Below are 19,429 nucleotides of genomic sequence, written 5' to 3' on the forward strand. Positions count from 1 at the left end.
CGTCGTGGGCTCCGTCCTGATGGCACACAGGAGCATCAGGATGCGAATGCGGAGCGGCGGGGCGCTCGGCACCGATCTGGTCTCGGTGGTCGGCCGACTGGTCAGCCGCGACGCCTGCGGACGCCTGCGACCCTGTCAGCTGCGTCGAGGATTCACCGGCGACGAGCTCAGGGCCGTGGACCGGCAAGAGCAGGTGTAGCCCACAGATCAGCATGACCATCGACAGGGCGAGGAGTACCACGGCGCGGCGGGCACCGGATCTTGGCACCCGTGTCCCCAGCACGCCGACGAGGTTGCTCACAGTAGCCGAACCGTACCAGCGTCATCGGCAGGCTCGTCCGCGCATCCCAGCGTTGGTGCGTCATCACACAACTCGTGCACGACGTCCTATCGGGGCGCGGCTATGGACACGACCATCGATGTCTCAACCAACACTGCAGGTCAGAGCGGTTAGAGAGTGCGGCGTCTGAGGCGTAGGCGCCAGCAGGTCGACGACCACGGTGGATGGCTGACCCCCGCCGCTTCATGACGAAGACCCCCCATTGGTGAATGCGGTACCCGTTTCGACGAAAGATCGTCACTTAGCGTATACCTGCCGATAGCTATCGCTTCGTCCTGATGGTGCACGCTGCACCCGCTGGATGGCCTGGTCTGGCGACATCCGCGGCCCACTGGGGGCGGCCGCCACCGCCACCGCGCCGCAGCACGGGCGGGCCGATGCGACTACGAGCACGGCAACCGCCTCGACCGCGAGTGCTCAACGCGGGACGTCCGCTCCAGGATGGGTACCGCCCGTCGTTCATTTCTCGTCGCTGCAGTGGCGTCCGTGAGAAGCGGTGGCGGACCCGATCACGGCGGGTCCGGCGACGGGTGCGTGCACCGCCGATAGCCCCACCGGCGTGTTCAGTGGCCCGGGCCACTGTCGCCCCGACGTCATCGTCCGGGCAGGCGCCACTGCGTGGCCGGCAGCAGCGCGGCGCGGTTCACCCGGCCGGCATGCCGCTCGACCAGCTCGAACATCGAGGTGATCAGGGTGTCGGCGAGCAGGTGCGGGCGCAGGCCCAGCTCGGCGAGGCCGGTGGAGACGACGTTGTAGTGGTGCTGGTCGGCTTCCACCCGTGGGTTGTCCAGGTGCGTGATCTCGGTGCAGGGGTGTGTATCGGCGACGAGTTTGGCCAGCTCGCCGACCGAGAACGACTCGGTGAGCTGGTTGAACACCCGGAACTCGCCGCGCTCGGCGGGGTTCTCGACGGCGAGCCGCACGCAGTCGACGGTGTCGCGTATGTCGATCACGCCGCGGGTCTGACCGCCGGAGCCGTAGACGGTCAGTGGTTCGCCGAGCACGGCCTGGATGATGAACCGGTTGAGCACGGTGCCGAACACGGCGTCGTAGTCGAAGCGGGTCGCCAGCCGCGGGTCACGGCCGGTCTGCGCGGTGTGGTGGCCGTAGACCACGCCTTGGTTGAGGTCGGTGGCCCGCAGGTCCCAGGCGCGGCAGGCGAACTCGATGTTGTGGCTGTCGTGGACCTTGGACAGGTGATAGAAGCTGCCCGGTCGCTTCGGGAACAGCACCCGGTCGCTGCGCCCGTTGTGCTCGACGGTCAGCCACCCCTCCTCGATGTCGATGTTCGGGGTGCCGTACTCGCCCAAGGTCCCGAGCTTGACCAGGTGGATGTCCGGGTCGGTCTCGGCGATCCCGTAGAGCAGGTTCAGCGTGCCGACGACGTTGTTGTGCTGGGTGTAGACGGCGTGGGCGCGGTCCAGCATCGAGTACGGCGCGGAGCGCTGCTCGGCGAAGTGCACGACCGCATCGGGGCGGAACTCGGCGAGGGTGGCGCGGACGTACTCCGCGTCGAGCAGATCGCCGTGATAGACACCCAGCCGGGCACCGGAGAGCTCTTCCCAGGCGGTGACGCGCTCGTCGAGCCCGCGGATCGGGACCAGGCTCGTGACGCCGAGCTCGTCGTCGTAGCCGCGGCGTGCCCCGTTGTCCAGCACCGCCACCTCATGGCCGCAGTCGGACAGGTGCAGCGCTGTTGGCCACCCCAGGTAGCCGTCGCCGCCGAGGACCAGAACCTTCATCGACACCCCTCGCGTCGTCACGTCGTCCGCCTTGTCCGAATTTCTACCTGTGTTCGGCCGGCCCGGGGCCGCCACCGTCACCGTCACCCAAGCGTGGCCAACAGCCCGTCCGTCGCCCGCCAACCTTGGTGCGCGACGATCACGCTCGTGCTGGGTGGGTGTGGACATTTCCTCCTGATCGCGGCCTCGCTGGCGACGGCGTGGCGCGGCACGCGCACGGTCGAGCGAGTGCGCCGGATCACCCCCCTCGTCGGGGCGGCGGGCGACGAGGACGGCTCGGTGACAATCGTCGTCCCGGCTCGGGACGAGGCGCCCCGGATCGGGGCCTGCGTCGATGCGCTGCGCGCGCAGACCGTGCCGGATGTGCGGATAGTCGTGCTCGACGACGACTCATCCGATGGCACCGGGCAGATCGCGGCCCGGCGCGCAGACGACGACCCGCGGGTGACGGTCGTGCGCGGCGAGGGTCCGCCGCCCGGCTGGTCCGGGAAGGTCGCGGCGATGCAGACCGGGTTGGATGCCGACCGCGTCGCGCGGGACCGGTCCGAGACTGCGCCACCGGAGTGGCTGCTGTTCGTCGACGCCGACACGCAGCTCGCGCCCGAGCTGCTGGGCCGGCTGCGAGCCACCGCGGTGCGGCACGACGCGGACCTGGTCTCCGCGGCCGGCACCCCGCCGCCGGGCGGGTCGGCGGCGTGGTCGCTGCTGATGCCGACCGGGATCGTGTTCATCGGCGAACACGCCGACCCGCAGGGCCGGGCACGCAGGGCGTTCGCGATCGGGCAGTGCCTACTGGTGCGCCGCGACCGGTTCGCCGCGGTCGGTGGCTGGGCGGCGCTGCGGGATCGCCGGACCGAGGACGTGCTGCTGGCCACCCGGGTGCGCGACGACGGCGGCCGCACCAGGCTGGTCGACGCCGGCGGCCTGGTCACCACCAGCGGGCTGGACCCTTTCGGCGCCGGCTGGGCGTCGTTCCGCAAGACGCTGGTGGCCGCGACCGAACGGTCGGTGCTCGTGCTGGCCGGGGGCGGGCTGGCGCACGCGGCGATGTCGCTGGCCGGGCCGGTTGCCGTGGTGTGCGGGCTGCGGGTCCGGCGGGTGGCGCGGGCGCCGGGCCGATCCGGACGCGGCCGAAGCGCCCGGGCTATCGGCCTGGTCGCGGCCGGGCTGCTCGGCTGGGGCGGTGCGGCGGTGGCGCACCACCGCGCCGCGCGGCTGATGCGCACCCGGACCGCGTTCGCGCCACTGGCCCCGCTGATCTGGGCGTTGTTCGGCGCGGTCCTGCTCGACGGCGCGCGAGTGGTGCTGCGTGGCGCGGCAGGGTGGAAAGGCCGCGACCAGTGACCCGTCACCGGGTTCTCGGCGGCGTGAATGACCACCTCGTGCTGGTCGAGTACATCGTGGCCGACCACGGCGGCGTCGCGACGTGTGAGGTCGACGCGTGCGCCCCGTTCTGCCCCGCACGATCGTGAAGGCTGCCGCGCCCGCCGATTGAGCTCGCCAGTGGCTCGGCGTGAAGTCGTCCGGTACGCGCGTGGTGCCCCGTCCCCGTCTGAAGACCTCGTCCCGCCGGTCTGTCACAGCGCACGAGCCGGCGGCGCCTCAGCCAGCATGCAACGACCGTCCCGTTCCCCGTTTCGACCGAGGCGGTGGTGGCCTGGACCTTGTCGCCGATCTGCAGCTCCTGGAACCAGGCCTGCGCGTCGGGCTCAATTCGTTAGCTCATCGTCCTACTTGATGTTGCAGTGATCGGTTGTTGCGGGCCGTCACACTACGAGCGGATGGCGGCACGCGACGTGTGCCGAACCAAGAAGCCATAGCCACCCATTGACTGACACAGGATCGCCAGGTCGCGTCCACAAGAGGTAGGTCGTACGTCCAGCGGCGCGGTCGATCGCCGATCTGTGCCTGCGCCGGATCAATTGCTGCCCTGCGCTACCGTGAAAACGTCCGAGTGATGCCACTCGGTCCGGTTGAGGGAAGGAGTGTCGTGCTGGCCGACGCACGTCCTTCCTCGCCGCGGGCGCTGCTCGTGGCCGCCCTCGCGACCGCCGTCCTCGCGATCGGGATGGACCTCGCGGCCGGTGAACACCCCGTGCACGCTGCGACGGTCGGCGTGGTCGCGGCATCGGTCGCGCTCGCGCGCCTGGTCACCGCACGTCGGTACGAGGGACTGCTGGCCATGGTCAACGGCGCTGTCGTGGCGCAGCCGGCGTTGCACGCCTCGACCAAGCTGGTCCCGCCGATCACGGACCACTCCGGGGAGATGTCGCTTTCGGTCGTGCACGTCGTCCTGGGGGCACTGATCGTCGTCGCCGTCACCCAGGTTCAGCAGCTCGGCAGCCTCGTTGCTGCCCTACGTCCCTTGCTGGTCGCGCTGATCCGGCGCATCGCCTCGACGCCCAAGCGGCCGGTCCGCTCGCCGCGCCTGGTCGGCTACGAACCGGCACTGCCCGTGCCCCAGTGGTCGATCGTCCGCGACGTCGCCCGACGAGGCCCCCCGGTGTCGGCGCTCGCCGCCTGACCTCGCCGAGACATCTCGCACGGGTGTTCGGGCGGCCCATGGCCCGATCACCCCCGTCTCCGGTGTTCCGGAGCTTCCCGCCTGGAGTTCTGTCATGGGCGTCATCTCGACGTGTCGGCATCGCGCATCCGCAGCGACACTTCCCGTTCCCACCGCACCGAACGGCCCTCCCCGGCCCGCCGGACGCCGTCCGCGTGTGTTCGTCCGTACCGCGACGACCTACGACCTGTCCGCAATGGCCGGCCTGCATGTCGCACACCTGCCGATCGGCTTCTTCCCGCGCCTCGGCACGGGTTTCGTCGCGCGCTGGCAGGCCGCCTTCCTCGACAGCCCCCACGCCATCGGCCTCGTTGCGATCAAGCGCAGCGACGACGCCAGCGCCGAAACGGTCGTCGGGTTCCTGGTCGGTACCACGGATCGCCGCGCGTTCCGGCGCGAATTGCTGCGGCGCCACCGGGGAGCACTCATCCGACACGGCCTCTTCGCTCTCGTGGCCCGCCCGCAGCTTCTCGCCACGTTCCTGCGCTGTCGAGCGACGACCTACGCCGCCCGCCTCTGGCGGGGACGCTCGGGCACGCCCACCGCGCAACCACACGAGCGCGAGGAACCGACCGGTGAGCTGACCGCCGTCGCCGTCGATCCGGGGACCCGCGGAACTGGCGTCGGACGGCGGCTGATCGAGATCTACCTCGACCGTTGCACGAGCCTCGGGATTCCCTGGGTCGAACTGGTGACCTCGACGGAACCGGACTCCGCCGTGCGGTTCTACGAACACACCGGCTGGACCTGGATCTACCGGAGTCAGACCCGCGACGGCGTGCCGGTCGCGCACTTCGGGCGTTGTCTAGCCACGACGGATCGTGCGTGACTTCCGCTGCACGGAGCACGACGCACGACCGGCTGCTCCCGGCCGCGGCGCTCGTGCTGCTTGTCCTCGTCACCGCCGGATGTGCCGGCGCCGCGCCGGCCTCACCACGCCTCGATACCGGGGCGCCGACGCCTGCACCGGCCGCCGCCCCTGCCGCCGACGACGTGGCGACTCCGCGCACCAGCCGCGGGGACCTGTCGAAGGAGACCGCCGTCGCCTTCGTCGAGGCGGTCGGCAGCTGGGACGAGACCCAGCCCACCGCCGCCAGCGATCGCGTCGTCGCGGCCGGCTACCCCGCAGCCCTTGGCGCCGTCGCACCGCAACTGGTCGATCTCCCCACCCCCCGCGCACGGACACAGGTCGTGTTCGCGCAACAGGGTGGCCTCACCGCAACCACGGCGAGCGTGATCGTGCTCGCCGAGCAGAGTTGGGGCGACACCGGGCACGACGGTGTGCGACAGCTGGTGCTCGACGTCCGGCTCGTCCTGCTCGAGGGCCGGTGGGAGGTCACGGCATCGGTCGCTCCCCCTCGCCCGCCTCTCGCACCGGCCCGCGCCGGTGGGCCGACCGCTCTCGGACGCGCTGTGCTCGGGGACCCCGCCCTCGTCCTGCCTGAGCCGGTGCGGGCCGACATCGTCGAGCGTCGTGTCGGCGACCCGATCCTGGGTGTCCTGCAGCGGCTCGGAGCTCGTGCCAGGATCGACGTGCAGGTCGCGGCCACCGGTCACCCGGGCACGGTCTATCCAACCAGCCGGTTGTCCAACCATGCGGTCGGTCGAGCGTTCGACATCAGGGCGATCGACGGCGTGCCGGTCGAGGAGCTCCGCGACGACCGCCGCCTCGAGGCCGTGATGACGGCCGCCGGCGAGGCCGGGGCGACCGAGGTCGGCGGGCCGATCCGTGTCGACGGGACCGGGTTCTTCACCGACGCGGTCCACCGCGACCACGTGCACGTCGGGATCACTCCGGGCAAGCCGGCTGCCCGGGCGGTGACCCGGTGAGGGCTTCCGTCGCGCGGACAGGTGGGGCTGTCACCTGCGGAGAGCGGGTGTCGGGGCTCGCCGTCGCCACCGCCCTGTCCCGGGTCCTGGGGTTCGTCCGCGCGTCCATCTGGGCCGCGGCCTTCGGGCTCCACGTGGTGGGCAACGCGCTGACCCTGGCCAACACGCTCCCCTCGATCGTCTACACCCTGCTGGCCGGCGGTGCGATCAGCAGCGTGTTCGTCCCGCAGCTGATCCGGGCCGCCGCGAACGGGCGGCAGGAGGGTGACGCGTTCGCCGGCCGCCTTCTCAGCGTTACCCTGCTCGTCCTGCTTCCTGCGACGGTCATCGGGGTGCTGCTGGCCCCGTGGATCGCCCGTCTCTACACGGGCGGCGCCTGGCCGCCGCGGGACACCGCTCTCCTCGCCGCGTTCCTGGCGTGGTGCCTGCCGCAGATTCCGCTTTACGGGATCTTCGCGGTGCTCAGTCAGGTGCTCCTGGCCCGGGACCGGCCCGGTCCGATGATGTGGGCCCCGGTCGCGAACAACGTCGTCGGGATCGCCGCCGCGGTCCCGTTCCTGTTCCTGGGTGGGATCGCCACTGGGCCGGACGCAAACGCGGCGGAGACGGTATCGCCCGGCGAGGCCCTCGCCATCGCCGGCGGCGCCACCGCAGGCGTACTGGTCCAGGTCCTGGTCCTCCTGCCGGCGCTGCGCGCGGCAGGTGTTCGCGTCCGGCCGCGCAGAGACGTCGCGGCAGCGGGAATCGGCCGTTCCCTGCGGCTCGCCGGCTGGACCGTCCTTTTCGTCGCCGCCAACCAGATCGCGTACTCGATCACCGCGATCGTCGCGAATGCGGCCGGCGCGGCCGCGGCAGACACCGCCGACCACGCGGCCGGCCTGGCGCAGTACACCAACGCCAACATGATCATGTTGGTCCCGCACGCGATCATCGCGGTCTCCGTTGTCACGGCAGCCTTTCCGCGCATGGCCCGCGCAGCCGTCGAGCACGACGTCGACAGCGTTGCCCGTGCGGCAACGGATGCCCTGGTGCGGTCGGGTCGGCTGCTCCTGCCCGTGGCGTTCGCACTGCTGATCACCGCGCCGCTGATCACTCGACTGCTGTTCCCCGGCAACCCGGGGCCCGACACGTGGTTCATGGGCATGGTGCTGGCGACCTTCGCGCCGGCCGTCGTGATCTACTCGTTCCAGTTCGTGCTGGTCCGGACCCTGCACGCGTGGGAGAACACCCGGGGCCCGGCGATGGTGCAGATCGTGATCGCCCTGATCCAGTCGCTGCTGGCCGTTCTGGCATCGCTTCTGCTGCCCGCCGGGGACGTCGTGGTGGGGCTGGGCGCGGCCTTCTCGCTCGCCTACACGGTCGGGCTGGTCTGCACCGCCCGGCTCATCGTGCGAACCACGGGACGGCGACCGCTCCGAGGAGCCGCCGGAGCGCTGCTCCGACCGGCTCTCGCTGCGGCGACCGCGGCGCTCGGGGCAGGCGCCGTTGTCGCGGTCAGTGGCGTCGGCCCGGCCACCGACCTGTGGAATTCCGCGCTCGTCCTCCTCGGGGCCGTCGGCGTCTACGTCACCGTCTTCATCGTCGCGGCAGGTCACCTATCGAAGGACCGTCGATGGACAACGCCGTGAACGTGCGAGCCAATGCCGCGTCGGTACGGGTGCTCGTGGTGGAGGACGACCATACGATCGGAGGCCTCCTGCAGACCAACCTGCGGAGCCACGGCTTCGACACCGTGTGGCGCACCGACGGCGCGACGGCGCTGAGGGCAGTGGCCGAGGTCCCCTTCGACCTGATCCTGGTCGACCTTGGCCTGCCCGATATCGACGGGACCGAGGTGTGCCGCCGGATGCGGACGGTCCTCCCCCAGGCGATCATCGTCATCCTCACCGCCCGAACCGCGGAGATGGACGTGATCGTCGGTCTGGAAGCCGGCGCCGACGACTACCTGACCAAACCCGTCCGTCTCGCAGAACTCCTGGCCCGGGTCCGCGCGCACCTTCGCCGGTCGGAACCGAAGGCCACGACCCCGGTCATCGAACTCGGTGACCTGCGGATCGACCTCAGCGGTCGGCGCGTGTCGATCGGGCACACAGGCGTCGAGCTGCGGAACAAGGAGTTCGACCTGCTCGCTCGCATGGCGAGGGAACCCGGCACGGCGCTCAGCCGTCACCAACTCATGTCGGACGTGTGGGACGAGCACTGGATCGGCCCGACCAAGACACTCGACGTCCACGTCGGCAATCTGCGCAGGCTCCTGGCGTCCTTCTCCGCGCACCGGGCACCCCGCATCACGACCCTGCGGGGACATGGCTACCGCCTGGAGTGGCCACCGAACGGCGGCGAAGGGACGGATCGATGAGGTCGCGGGTCGTGGGACTGGCCCTTATCACCGCGACGTTCGCCGTCGCGCTGTTCGGGATACCGCTGGCCATCGGCCTGGCCGAGTTCGCTGTTTCCGAGGAACACTCGTCCCTGCAGCGGCTGGCCGGGTTCGCGGCGCGCAGCGTGCAGAGCGACATGGCCCATGACCGCGTGCCGCGCGCGCTTCCGGACGGCCCCAGTGACGCTGCCGTGGCGCTCTACGACGCCGACGGCGCACTGCTCCTCGGAGCAGGCCCCTCGGAGGGTGACGCCGCGGTGGACTACGTCCTCGGTGGGCGCACCGGGCTGCCGCCTGCCGACGACCTTGTCGTGGCCGTCCCGGTCAGCGGCCTACACGACATCGTCGGTGTTGTCCGCGCCACCGCGCCCTCGTCACAGGTCTACGCATCCGTGATGCCGATCTGGCTGGGGATGGCGGCTCTGGCCGCGGTCGTGCTGGTGTCGACATGGCTGCTCGCTCGCCGCCTGGCGCTGCGCCTGTCCCGACCTCTCGACCGACTGGTCGACGACGCGGACCGGTTGGGCGATGGGGACTTCGGCATCAGCCCGAAGCGCAGCGGCATCGCGGAGACCGACCGGGTGAGCGGAGCCCTGAGCCGTACCGCATGCCGGCTCGACGACCTCCTCGCCCGCGAACGCGCGTTCTCGGCGGAGGCCTCCCATCAACTCCGAACCCCGCTCGCGGGTCTGCGGCTGCGACTGGAGTCCGCACTCGACGCGGCGGAGCCCATGACGAGACCGCAGATCGAGTACGGGCTGGGGTCGATCGACCGGCTCGAGCGGACGATCGACGAGCTCCTCGCCCTGGCGCGTGAACGGCAGACGACCTCGGCGCCGGCCGACCTCCCACGCCTGTTCTCCGAGTTCGACGACGAGTGGCGCCCGCGCCTGACGCGGGACGGCCGCTCGTTCTCCTCCCTACTCCCGGGCTCCCTGCCCGAGCTCGACGCCTCGTCTGCCGCCGTCCGGCAGATCCTCGGTGTCTTGCTCGATAACGCGCTCCTGCACGGAGCCGGGGATGTGTCGATCTCCGCTCGCGAGGTCGGCGAGAACGCGATCGCGATCGACGTCGGCGACCAGGGCCCCGGGGTCCCGAGCTCCGCCCTCACGAATCGGGGCGTCGGACGCGGCATGGGTCTGCCACTGGCACGCCGCCTCGCCGAGAGCGAGGGCGGGCGGCTCACCGTCGGCACAACCTCGTCGCCGGTGACCCTGCTGCTACCGAGCCGGTCCAGGGCCGGTTCTGCCGAGGGCTCGAACGACCCGGGCTCCACCGCGAAGACGACCGGCTGATCAGCCACCGTCACCGCCGGTCGCGCCTTCCTCCGGTGGCGGTGGCCCGGCGGGGGGTCCGACCGCGGGTGGCGAGCCGGGAGGCGGCGGAGGGGCGGGCACCGTGCCGCTGCTGACCTGCAGCGTCACCGGCTCACCCGGCAGCGCCGCGCCGCGTGGCTCCTGCCCGATGACGGTCCCCTCGGCGGCCCGGTTGTCGACCGTCCGGGTCGTCACCTGCCAGCCGGCTCCTTCGAGCTCGCCGCGGGCGTCGGAGACGGAGCGGCCGACGACGTCCGGGATCCGGGACTCCGCGCCACCGTCGAGGTAGCGGGGGTCGGTCGGCGGCAGCGGGGACGGCGGCGTGCCCGCGACCAGCGGCATCACCGCTCCGTACCAGGTCCGGGCGGGCGTCTTGCCACCGAAGATGTTGCCCTCGCCGCAGGCGAACGGCCCGTTGCCGCCGTCGCACAGCGGGCGCGGGGAGTTCGAGTTGTCGAAGGTGATCACAGCACCGGACATCTCCGGGATCGCCCCGACGAACGCCGCCGACTTGTTCTGCTGGGTCGTGCCGGTCTTGCCCGCCATCGGCCGGGTCCAGCCGGCCGCCTGGGCCGCGGCCGCCGAGGTCCCGGAGATGTCGTCCTGGCTCATCCCGGTCACCAGGGTGTTCGCCAGGCCGGGGTCGACCGCCTGTTGGCAGGGCTCCTCGGTGATCGGGACGTCCTTCCCGTTCGCGTCGGTGATCGAGTCGATCGGCGTGGGCGGGCACCACTTGCCCTGCGAGAACAGCGTCGCGCCGACGTTCGCCAGCTCCAGCACCGACGTCGGGGTGACACCGAGCGTGAACGACGCCAGCCGCTGCTGCTTGATCACCTCGGCGATCGAGCGGTCGGTGCGCTCACCCGTTCCCGGGTCCACGAACGGCGTCGTGGCCAGCGACTTCAGCCCGAGGCGGACCGCCATGTCGACGACGTCCGGGACCCCGGTGGACTCCTCGAGCTTGATGAACGCGGTGTTCGGCGACTGCGCGAGCGCGTCGGTCATGCTCATGCGTGGCGGCAGGCCCTCGCTGGCGTTGGCGACCGGGATCGGGCGTCCGCTGCCGTCGACGTAGATCGGCGAGGCGTAGCCGGAGGGAGGCACCTGCATCGAGTAGTTGATGCCGAGCCCCTTCTCCAGCGCGGTGGCTGCGGTGAAGATCTTGTACGTGGAGCCGGCACCCAGGTTCACCGGCTGATACGGCAGGCCGAAGCTGGTCTCCTCGGCGTCGGCGTCGAGGCCGAACGTCCGGCTCGACCCCATCGCCAGCACCCGGTGCGCGTCCTGACCGGGCTGCACCAGCGACATCACGTTCGCGACGTTCGGGGTCCGCGGCGGGACCTCCGCGTCGAGTGCCCGTTTGACCTCGCCCATCGCCCGCCGGTCCAGCGTCGTCCGGATCGTGTAGCCGCCCCGGTTGATCTGTTCCTCGGAGAAGCCCGCCTCGGTGAGGTACTGGACGACGTATTTGCAGAAGAAGCCGGTGTCACCGGCACCGATGCAGCCGTTCGGGATCCGGACCAGCGGGTCCGCGATGCCGAGCGGCGCGGCCGTCGCCTGGCGGGCCTGGGCGTCGTCGATCATGCCCTGCTGGCGCATCTGCTCGATCACCAGGTTGCGCCGCTCGGTCGCGGTCTCCGGGTTCTGCACCGGGTCGAACTGGGTCGTCGAGCGGACCATGCCGGCCAGCAACGCGGCCTGCGGCACTGTCAGCTTGTCCGGCGTGGTGTTGAAGTAGGTCCGGGCGCCCGCCGCGATGCCGTAGCTGCCGTTGCCCAGGAAGACGATGTTGAGGTAGCGGTTGAGGATCTCGTCCTTGGACAGCTGGCGCTCCAGCTGCAGCGCGATCCGCGCCTCCTTCAGCTTCCGGGCGGGGGTCTGCTCGGTCGCCTTGAGCCGCTCGGCCTCGGTCTGGGCGTCGACGTAGAGCATGTAGTTCTTGACGTACTGCTGGGTCAGCGTCGACGCGCCCTGCACGACATCCCCGGACGTCGAGTTCGCGACGACCGCACGCAGCGTGCCCTGCCAGTCGACGCCCTGGTGCTCGTAGAACCGGCGGTCCTCGATCGCCAGGATCGCCGCCTTCATCGTCGGCGAGATCTGGTCGTTGGCCACCTCGGTGCGGTTCTGGTCGAACAGATAGGCCAGCGGGCGCCCGTCGGAGTCGGTGACCGTGGTCGTCAGCGGCGCCGGGTTGTTCACCAGGTCGGCCGAGCTGGACGTGACGCTGTCACCTGCCTCGTTCGACAGGATCCCGAGGCCGCCGACCACCGGGAAGGCCATCCCAGCGACCACCACCCCCAGCAACACGCTCAGCCCCGCCAGCAATGCGATCGACCGGCCGACCGGGCCACTGAGGATGCGCACGCCAGATCCTAGACCTCGAAGGGAGCCGGACCCGCCGCCACCCGGTCTGGGGAGGGAGTCGGCGACGGGTTCATGGCACAACTATCGCCCATCGAACTGTGATGTTACTGAGAAGAACCGGGTACGGCGCACTCTCTCGCGACCACCCGATAATTTTTACCGTCGCTTTAACTTCGGTTGCACTTCCGCTGCACGACGCCTCCTAGCCTCCGGTACCGAGGATGGCGGAGCAGCCGCTGCAGAGGAACTACCCGGAGACGCGGAGTGACCACTTCTCCCCAGACCGTGCACCAGCAGATCATCGACACGCTCATCGACGACCCCATCCTGGCGATGCTCGGGTTCGACCACCGGACAATCGGTGAGGAGCGGACCGGACGCAACCCGCGGCTCATCGTGAGCTGGGCGGACGAGTGGTACGGCTCGGCGTCCGACCTCCTCGGAACGGTGACGATCGAACCTGTCGGCACCGATGATCGGACCAGGACGGCCGTACTCGACCGGGTCGAACGAGCGCTGGCCGCACTGCGCGCGGGACGACCGATCATGCGTGTCCGCCGGTCGGGGGGACGCCCGTCCAGCAAGTTCCACGTGCTCGCACGCGTTGCGCCGCGCGAGACCGGATCCATGCCCGCGCTGGCCGGCCGGCACCAACGGTGACGCTGCTGTACATCGAGAGAGACGGCACACCTTCTCTCAGCGAGCTGCGCAGTCGCGTCGTCCTTTGCAACTTCTGGGCCTCGTGGTGGGAAGAGGAGCACTCCGCGTCGGTCAGCGTGGCCGAACAGGACCGCGACGCCGGGGTCACGCTCGTCGGAATCGACTACCAGGACGGCCCGGACTCGGCGGTGGCGTTCCTGGATGCGAGGGGGCGCGGCGGGGACGACTACCGCTATGTGACTGACCCCGGCCCGCGCGCCACCCGCGACAGCGGGATCTTCGGCGTGCCGGAGACCTTCGTGATCGATCCGGCCGCCACCATCGTCGCGAAAGCTGTCGGACCGACGACCTACCCGCTGCCGGCCCGTGCGGTGCTCGCCGGCCAGCGCCCACAGCCGCGGACAGCGGTGCCGGTGCAGCCTTCTTCCGGGGCGCCGCTGGGTTTCGGGAGTTGAGATGCTGCGGACCGGCGTGCGCTCGGAGCTGCTGTGGACGATTGTCGTCGTCGTGCTGGCGATCGTCGGGATCGTGGCGTTGTGGCCGCAGGACAGCGACCCCGCATCCGGCGACCCGCAGACGTCACAGTGGCGGGTGACGGGCGAAAAGCCGTTCATCGCGATGCCGCCCGACGCCGAGCTGGCTCCACTACGCTCCCGGGCGGACCTGGCACCATGTCCGACGCCAGGGGACGTCGGGCCGCCGCCCGGGGGGCCGCTGGCCGACATCACGGTCCCGTGTCTCGGTACTCCCGGCACGGTCGACCTGGCCGCTGCGCTGGCAGGGCGACCGGCGCTCCTCAACGTGTGGGCGTCCTGGTGCACACCCTGCCGCGAGGAGATCCCGGTGCTCAACGCCTACGCCGAGCTACCCGGCGCGGTGCCCGTGGTAGGCATCGATGTACGCGACGACGCCACCTCGGCCCTGGGCCTGCTCGCCGATCTCGACGCCCGCTACCCCTCGGTCGTCGACACGCGCGGCACGCTGTGGGCCGCCCTCCAGGTGCCCAATGCCATCCCAACCAGTTACGTCCTGCGACCCGACGGATCAGTACGCCGAGTGGCCTCGCCGGTGGTCTTCACCGAACCCGGCGAAGTGGCCCGGACAGTACAGCGGTACCTGGCAGAGCCGTAAGCGGCCGCTTCGTTACGGATCGTCACCAGACACGCCGGAGTGATTCATCGACCGGACAGCAGCAACCGTGGCGAATGGACCACGGTTCTACCCCGCGCACAATCGCCGATTGGCTTCTCATCACGCGGAGGGATCTTGTACACAACCAACCCCGCGGACGCGGCCCGGTACGAGCCGCGTGATGACGGCCCTGCGGCGGCACGCCGCAGTCATATCCGCGCTCATCATCGCGGTCGGCTTTGGGCCCATGCCTACGGCCGGCGTCAGCAGGCCTTCTCGCACGTGAGCGACGCCGACACGTGACTTCCGTCCAGCTCCGACGAAGAGCCACAAGCAGGCTCCCTCATCCCCTCCGCAGAAGGTACGTGGCCGATTGCCGGGCGCCGGACCGAGCCGCACATGTTGGCCGAGAGCATCGGTTCGCCGAGCGGCGACACCGTCGACCGGCGAGGTGTGGCGGAGTGCACCGATGCCACGACTAGTGTCGGATGCCGATGGCGCCTCCAGACCAGACCGTTCCTGGTCCGATGGGCTGGCACTGTCGATCAGCGCGGCGCTTAGCGCTGGCGCGGGGATGTTGAGCTGGGTACTCGCAGCCCGGTTCGTCTCGCCGACCACCGTGGGAGAAGTCTCGGCGTTCGTTTCAGCATTCCTGCTGGTGGCGGGCCTGACCGAATTCAACCTAGGGCGTGTCTCCTAAAGCGCGGAGCCAGGTGACGATCGCCTTCAGGACGGCGCCGCCGCGGAAGGTCAGCGCGAGCTTGTCGTAACGGGTGGCCAGCCCGCGCCACTGCTTGACGTGGCAGAACCCGCGTTCGACGACGTTGCGATTGCGGTAATCGGCGCGGTCGAACGCGGGCGGGCGGCCGCCGCGTGCCCCTCGCCGTTTGCGGTGTCCTTGCTGGTCGGCGGGCTCGGGAATGACGGCGACGATCCGCCGCTCGCGTAGATGGCGGCGGATCGCGCGCGAGGAGTAGGCCTTGTCAGCGCGCAGTCGTTCCGGCCGTGTTCGGGGACGTCCCGGGCCCGCTCGCGCGATGCTCAGATGCGCCATCAGGTGCGGGAACATCGGCGAGTCCCCGCCTTGGCCCGGTCCGAGCAGGACCACCAGCGGCCGGCCGTGACCATCGACGAGCTGGTGGATCTTCGTCGACAGCCCGCCGCGAGACCGACCCAAGGCGTGATCGCCGGGCTCGGCGAGCAGATTCGTGTAATTCGATCCTGCCCCCTGTGTCGCGGGCCAGGGTCGCGGCGTGTTGGTGGGCGCGGAGGATCGTGGAGTCCACACTGACCGCCCAGTCCACGATCCCGGCGGTGTCGGCGTCGGTCAGCAGAGCCGCGAGAACGTGGTCCCAGGTGCCATCGCCGGAGTAGCGGCGGTGCCGCTTCCACAACGTCTGCCACGGCCCGAACTCGGACGGGACATCCCGCCAGGCCAGGCCGCACCGGTATCGGTAGATGATGCCCTCGAGTACTCGACGGTTGTCTCGAAACGGGCGCCCGCGACGACCCTCCGACGAGGGCAGGAGCGGGGCCAGCCGGGCCCACTGAACGTCGGTCAGGACCGCAGTGCGCGACACCGCTACAGCATCGCGCACCCCGACCCACCTATTTCGGAGACACGCCCTAGGCCCGTGCGGATACGCCTTGTGGAGCAGCTCGCCGTCGGACTCGAGTGCTCACAAGCCCAGCCGGGTCACGGCATTGCCCACGAGCGGGGCGTGGTCGCGGTCGTAGGTCTCGATCATGGCGTCGCTGGTGTGGCGGGTCTGGCGGCGCACCGAACGGTGGTCGGCGCCGTTGCGGCGGGCGGTGGTGACGAACCCGGCGCGCAGTGAATGGAAGCCGATCGGGCCCGGCAGGCCTGCGGCGTCGGCGCGGCGACGGACCATGGCGTGCAGGGCGTCGCCGGTCATCGGTGTGTCGATGAGGGCGCCGCCGCGGCGGATCGCCCGCAGCAGCGGTGTGTGCCCCGCCAGCGCAGGCACCGGGGCCCGGAACGACCGGGCTGTCTGCCCGGGAGACCCCGCCGCGCCGGCGTCGACCGGTGAGAAGGCGCCGACGCCGTCAGCGCTGTCGTCAGCGCTGTCGGCGGTGGGTTCGGGGTGCGGGAACAGGTGGCCCAGGTCGGGCCAGGACGGGGTGGCCAGGACCGCGCGCATCAGTGCCGGGCGACCGTGCGGGGCGGCGGCGAGCAGCCCCATCCAGCGCAGCACTGCGCACGGCGGGCAGGTCCCGGCCCGGGCGCCGTAGGGCAGCACCACGGTCGCGCCGCGACTGGTCTGGTCGGTCTTGGACCGGGCGATGTGCACGTGCAGCCCGTCGACCGGGTGGAAAGACACGTCGGCGACGGTGAGGGCGGCGAGCTCGCTGCGCCGCAGCGCACCGGTGAATCCGATCAGCAGCGCGGCGGCGTCGCGGGCGCCGATCAACCCGGCCGGCCACGTCCCGAACTCCATGTCCGCGAGCACGGTGCGCAGGTCCTCCAGCAGGAGCGGGCGCATCTGGTGTGTGGCGTGGGCGCGGGTGCGGCGGATCCCGGTGAGCACCGCACCGACGGCTGGGTCGCGGGTCGGGGACGGGTGGCCGGCGTCGTGGTGGGCGGCGGCGATCGCGGCCAGGCGCCGGCCCATCGTGGCCGGGGAGAACACCGCCTGTCCGTCCGCGGTGCGGGTGGCCTCGAGGTCGGCCAGGTACAGCCGCACGGTGTCCACCGCCGCCGGCAACGCCGGTAGCCCCGCTGCGGCACACCAGCGGGAGAAGTGCGCCCAGTCCCCCGCATAGGCGGCGCGGGTGCGCGGCGCCCGCGCGGCGGTGGCGTGGGCGTCGGCGCGGGCGGCCAGCGCGGCCAGCGACGCGGCACGGGCGGACGCGGCCGCGACGCCACCGGGCAGCACCGCGGTGTCGAGCGCGGTGTCGAGCTCGACCCTGGGCTCGGCCGCGGCGCCCGCACCGGGGCCCATGTCGGTGCCCGGGTGGGCGTCGATGGCCTTCTCCACGCTCATTCGGGGCCCTCCCTGGACATGGACCTGCGCCCGTGGCCGCGGGATAGGTCAGATAACGGGAGATTATCGCGTGTCTCAGCCGCACAGGTGGAAGTGACCAGGTGCGCCGCCCACGACGACCGAAACGAGGCAGATCCGCCCGCGGGAGACGGCCCTGAACAGGGCAGACTCCCCTGACCTTCCTCCCGACTGCCGGATCCTGGGAGGCTGGAGGCTGGAGGCATGGCTCCGATCCGTAAGGTCCATGCCGCGGTCACGTCCGGCGGAGTGGTGTATGAGATCGACTCCGCGTGATCTTGGTTCGGGATTCTAGGCGGTTATTGCCTCGGTTGTCATGAGTGCCTCGCTGCCGGTCGGTGCGGCTTCGGTGGTGACGATGCGGATGCGTGAGCGGGCCAGTAGATCGAGGCCCATGTAGCGGCGGTTCTCGGTCCACTCATCACTCTGTTCGGCCAGGACGGCGCCGACGAGGCGGATCAGGGAGTCGCGGCCGGGGAAGATCCCGACCACGTCGGTGCGACGGCGGATCTCCTTGTTCAGTCGCTCTTGAGGGTTGTTCGACCAGATCTGGCGCCAGACCTCGCGCGGATATGCGGTGAACGCCAGCAGCTCATCGCGGGCGTTGTCGAGGTGCTCGGCTGCGTCGGGCCAGCGCGCGGTGAGAGTGTCGACCACGCGTCCGTACTGGGCTGTGACGGCGTCGGCGTCGGGCTGGTCGAAGATCGTGCGCACCTGCGTAGCGACATGCGGCTGCGCCGACTTCGGAACACGGGAGAGCAGGTTACGCAGGTAGTGGGTGCGACACCGCTGCCACGCCGCACCCGGCAACGCCGAGGCGATCGCCGCCACCAAGCCGGGATGGGCGTCGGAGATGACGAGCTGGACCCCGGACAGGCCGCGGGCGACCAGACCGCGCAGGAACGCCAACCAGCCCGCTCCGTCCTCGCTGGAGGCCACATCCAGGCCGAGGATCTCGCGGTGCCCGTCGGCGTTCACCCCGGTCGCGAGCAGCGCGTGCACGTTGACCACCCGGCCGTCTTCGCGGACCTTCACCGTGAGCGCGTCGACCCACACGAACGTGTACGGGCCCTGGTCGAGCGGGCGCTCGCGGAACGCGGCGACCTGCCCGTCGAGGTGGGTGGCCATCTCGCTGACCTGCGAACGCGACAGCGACTTCACCCCGAGTTGTTCGGCCAGCTTCTCCACCCGCCGGGTGGAGACACCGAGTAGGTAGGCCGTGGCCACGACGGTGACCAGGGCCTGCTCGGCGCGGCGGCGGTGGGTCAGCAGCCAGTCCGGGAAATAGGAGCCCTGGCGCAGCTTCGGCACCGCCAACTCGATCGTGCCCGCTCGGGTGTCCCACTCCCGGGCCCGGTAGCCGTTGCGCTGGTTCGTCCGCTCGCTGCTGCGCTCGCCATAGCCGGCCCCGCACTGCTGATCGGCCTGCGACGACATCAACGCGTTCGCCGTCGTCGCGATCATCGTCTGCAACAGATCCGGCGACACACCCGCCGAGGCGAACTCCTCGACAAGCTGGGCAGGGTCCACACTGTGTGGTGCGGCCATCGTGGTGGTCCTTCCTGGAGTTCCTTGGTCGGTACTCGAGAAAGATCACGCGGTGGCCGTCTCACGTCACGACGCCACGCCGCTCACCAGCGACGAACCCGTACACCACCTCCGCGGACGTAACCCATGCCGCGTAGGCGCCCAGCCCAGGTACGGGCGAGAAACCAGCGTGAGCCGCGCCCGACTGTGATACGCGGTGTCTCGCTCTCGACCAGCCGGGCGCTCGACCGACTCGACCGACCACGGCTCACCTCGGGCAGCGTCCGCACCGATCTTCTCTCGTGGCGTCGCGTCACCCTCAAGCCACGTTCCACGCTCCAGCGAGAGAACAACGACTGGGTCCAGTTCATCGGCCCGTTCAGCCGAGACGTCCTCGAGCAGGCCCTGCACGCCCTACCTCGGCATCGTCGCGCATCGCTCCGCCGCCAGATCGCCCAGCTCGACGCCCGGTTCCTGGACAAGACCCTGAACAATCCCACCGCCGACCCGTCACTCCCCTGGTGGTGGCGCCGCACCTGAGCTGCACCGA

16 protein-coding genes are annotated in these 19,429 nt (G+C 70.7%); 11 read left to right on the forward strand and 5 right to left on the reverse strand.

The features are described from left to right. Nucleotides 1-933: 933 nt before the first annotated feature. On the reverse strand, nt 934-2,082 hold the full coding sequence (locus DMP15_RS28125; protein WP_337826749.1) for an NAD-dependent epimerase/dehydratase family protein: 1,149 nt from the start codon (nt 2,080-2,082) through the stop codon (nt 934-936). Nucleotides 2,083-2,175: 93 nt separating this feature from the next. On the opposite strand from DMP15_RS28125, the gene DMP15_RS28130 reads away from it, so the two are divergent. The 7 genes from DMP15_RS28130 to DMP15_RS28160 all read left to right on the forward strand — a co-directional run bounded on the left by DMP15_RS28130 (nt 2,176) and on the right by DMP15_RS28160 (nt 10,150). Next, nucleotides 2,176-3,426, forward strand: a complete 1,251-nt coding sequence (locus DMP15_RS28130; protein ID WP_337826750.1) for a glycosyltransferase family 2 protein — start codon at nt 2,176-2,178, stop codon at nt 3,424-3,426. Nucleotides 3,427-4,072: 646 nt separating this feature from the next. Beyond that, the gene (locus DMP15_RS28135) at nt 4,073-4,606 is read left to right on the forward strand and encodes a hypothetical protein (RefSeq protein WP_337826751.1); all 534 of its coding nucleotides are present in this window, start codon (nt 4,073-4,075) and stop codon (nt 4,604-4,606) included. A gap of 196 nt (nt 4,607-4,802) precedes the next feature. After that, the gene (locus tag DMP15_RS28140) at nt 4,803-5,474 is read left to right on the forward strand and encodes a GNAT family N-acetyltransferase (protein WP_337826752.1); all 672 of its coding nucleotides are present in this window, start codon (nt 4,803-4,805) and stop codon (nt 5,472-5,474) included. Then, on the forward strand, nt 5,471-6,475 hold the full coding sequence (locus tag DMP15_RS28145; RefSeq protein WP_337826753.1) for a hypothetical protein: 1,005 nt from the start codon (nt 5,471-5,473) through the stop codon (nt 6,473-6,475). The genes DMP15_RS28140 and DMP15_RS28145 overlap by 4 nt, the downstream gene beginning before the upstream one ends. A 47-nt stretch (nt 6,476-6,522) precedes the next feature. After that, complete coding sequence (murJ, locus tag DMP15_RS28150) at nt 6,523-8,103, forward strand: murein biosynthesis integral membrane protein MurJ (protein ID WP_337826754.1); 1,581 nt, start codon at nt 6,523-6,525, stop codon at nt 8,101-8,103. Next, nucleotides 8,088-8,834, forward strand: coding sequence for a response regulator transcription factor (locus tag DMP15_RS28155; protein WP_337826755.1), 747 nt, complete (start codon nt 8,088-8,090; stop codon nt 8,832-8,834). Before murJ ends, DMP15_RS28155 begins: the two co-directional genes overlap by 16 nt. Before the next feature lie 11 nt (nt 8,835-8,845). Then, nucleotides 8,846-10,150, forward strand: coding sequence for a sensor histidine kinase (locus DMP15_RS28160; protein WP_337826756.1), 1,305 nt, complete (start codon nt 8,846-8,848; stop codon nt 10,148-10,150). Here DMP15_RS28160 and DMP15_RS28165 read toward each other — a convergent pair whose 3' ends face one another. Further along, nucleotides 10,151-12,538 carry a penicillin-binding protein gene (locus DMP15_RS28165; protein WP_337826757.1) on the reverse strand — a complete coding sequence of 796 codons (2,388 nt, stop codon included), beginning with the start codon at nt 12,536-12,538 and terminating at the stop codon, nt 10,151-10,153. 264 nt (nt 12,539-12,802) lie between these two features. Here DMP15_RS28165 and DMP15_RS28170 point away from each other — a divergent pair, with 264 nt between their 5' ends. The 3 genes from DMP15_RS28170 to DMP15_RS28180 are packed head-to-tail and all read left to right on the forward strand — an operon-like array spanning nt 12,803 to nt 14,329. Continuing rightward, nucleotides 12,803-13,198: a hypothetical protein gene (locus tag DMP15_RS28170; RefSeq protein WP_253066768.1), complete on the forward strand. Its 396-nt coding sequence runs from the start codon at nt 12,803-12,805 to the stop codon at nt 13,196-13,198. After that, a complete protein-coding gene (locus DMP15_RS28175) occupies nt 13,195-13,653 on the forward strand; it encodes a TlpA family protein disulfide reductase (protein WP_253066769.1) in 459 nt (152 codons plus the stop codon). The genes DMP15_RS28170 and DMP15_RS28175 overlap by 4 nt, the downstream gene beginning before the upstream one ends. Before the next feature lies 1 nt (nt 13,654). After that, nucleotides 13,655-14,329: a TlpA family protein disulfide reductase gene (locus tag DMP15_RS28180; RefSeq protein ID WP_179763268.1), complete on the forward strand. Its 675-nt coding sequence runs from the start codon at nt 13,655-13,657 to the stop codon at nt 14,327-14,329. A gap of 682 nt (nt 14,330-15,011) precedes the next feature. Here DMP15_RS28180 and DMP15_RS28185 read toward each other — a convergent pair. From DMP15_RS28185 to DMP15_RS28195, 3 genes are all read right to left on the reverse strand, one after another. After that, a protein-coding gene (locus DMP15_RS28185) for an IS5 family transposase (RefSeq protein WP_376772685.1) occupies nt 15,012-15,927 on the reverse strand; the annotation gives its coding sequence in 2 pieces (ribosomal slippage) (nt 15,012-15,516 and nt 15,515-15,927; 918 coding nt in all). Nucleotides 15,928-16,008: 81 nt separating this feature from the next. Then, on the reverse strand, nt 16,009-17,334 hold the full coding sequence (locus DMP15_RS28190; RefSeq protein WP_179763269.1) for an integrase: 1,326 nt from the start codon (nt 17,332-17,334) through the stop codon (nt 16,009-16,011). Nucleotides 17,335-17,643: 309 nt separating this feature from the next. Continuing rightward, the gene (locus DMP15_RS28195) at nt 17,644-18,900 is read right to left on the reverse strand and encodes an IS256 family transposase (protein WP_337826758.1); all 1,257 of its coding nucleotides are present in this window, start codon (nt 18,898-18,900) and stop codon (nt 17,644-17,646) included. 186 nt (nt 18,901-19,086) lie between these two features. Here DMP15_RS28195 and DMP15_RS28200 point away from each other — a divergent pair, with 186 nt between their 5' ends. Continuing rightward, nucleotides 19,087-19,419: a hypothetical protein gene (locus tag DMP15_RS28200; protein ID WP_100877195.1), complete on the forward strand. Its 333-nt coding sequence runs from the start codon at nt 19,087-19,089 to the stop codon at nt 19,417-19,419. Nucleotides 19,420-19,429: the final 10 nt, after the last annotated feature.

This window comes from Pseudonocardia sp. UM4_GMWB1, assembly GCF_017312155.1.
GTDB lineage: Bacteria > Actinomycetota > Actinomycetes > Mycobacteriales > Pseudonocardiaceae > Pseudonocardia > Pseudonocardia alni.

What these genes read in the sequence shown, in the direction of transcription:
- DMP15_RS28155 (WP_337826755.1), top strand. Translation starts at nt 8,088, where the DNA reads ATGGACAACGCCGTGAACGTGCGAGCCAATGCCGCGTCGGTACGGGTG.
- DMP15_RS28195 (WP_337826758.1), bottom strand. Translation starts at nt 18,900, where the DNA reads ATGGCCGCACCACACAGTGTGGACCCTGCCCAGCTTGTCGAGGAGTTC.
- DMP15_RS28190 (WP_179763269.1), bottom strand. Translation starts at nt 17,334, where the DNA reads ATGAGCGTGGAGAAGGCCATCGACGCCCACCCGGGCACCGACATGGGC.
- DMP15_RS28180 (WP_179763268.1), top strand. Translation starts at nt 13,655, where the DNA reads ATGCTGCGGACCGGCGTGCGCTCGGAGCTGCTGTGGACGATTGTCGTC.
- DMP15_RS28125 (WP_337826749.1), bottom strand. Translation starts at nt 2,082, where the DNA reads ATGAAGGTTCTGGTCCTCGGCGGCGACGGCTACCTGGGGTGGCCAACA.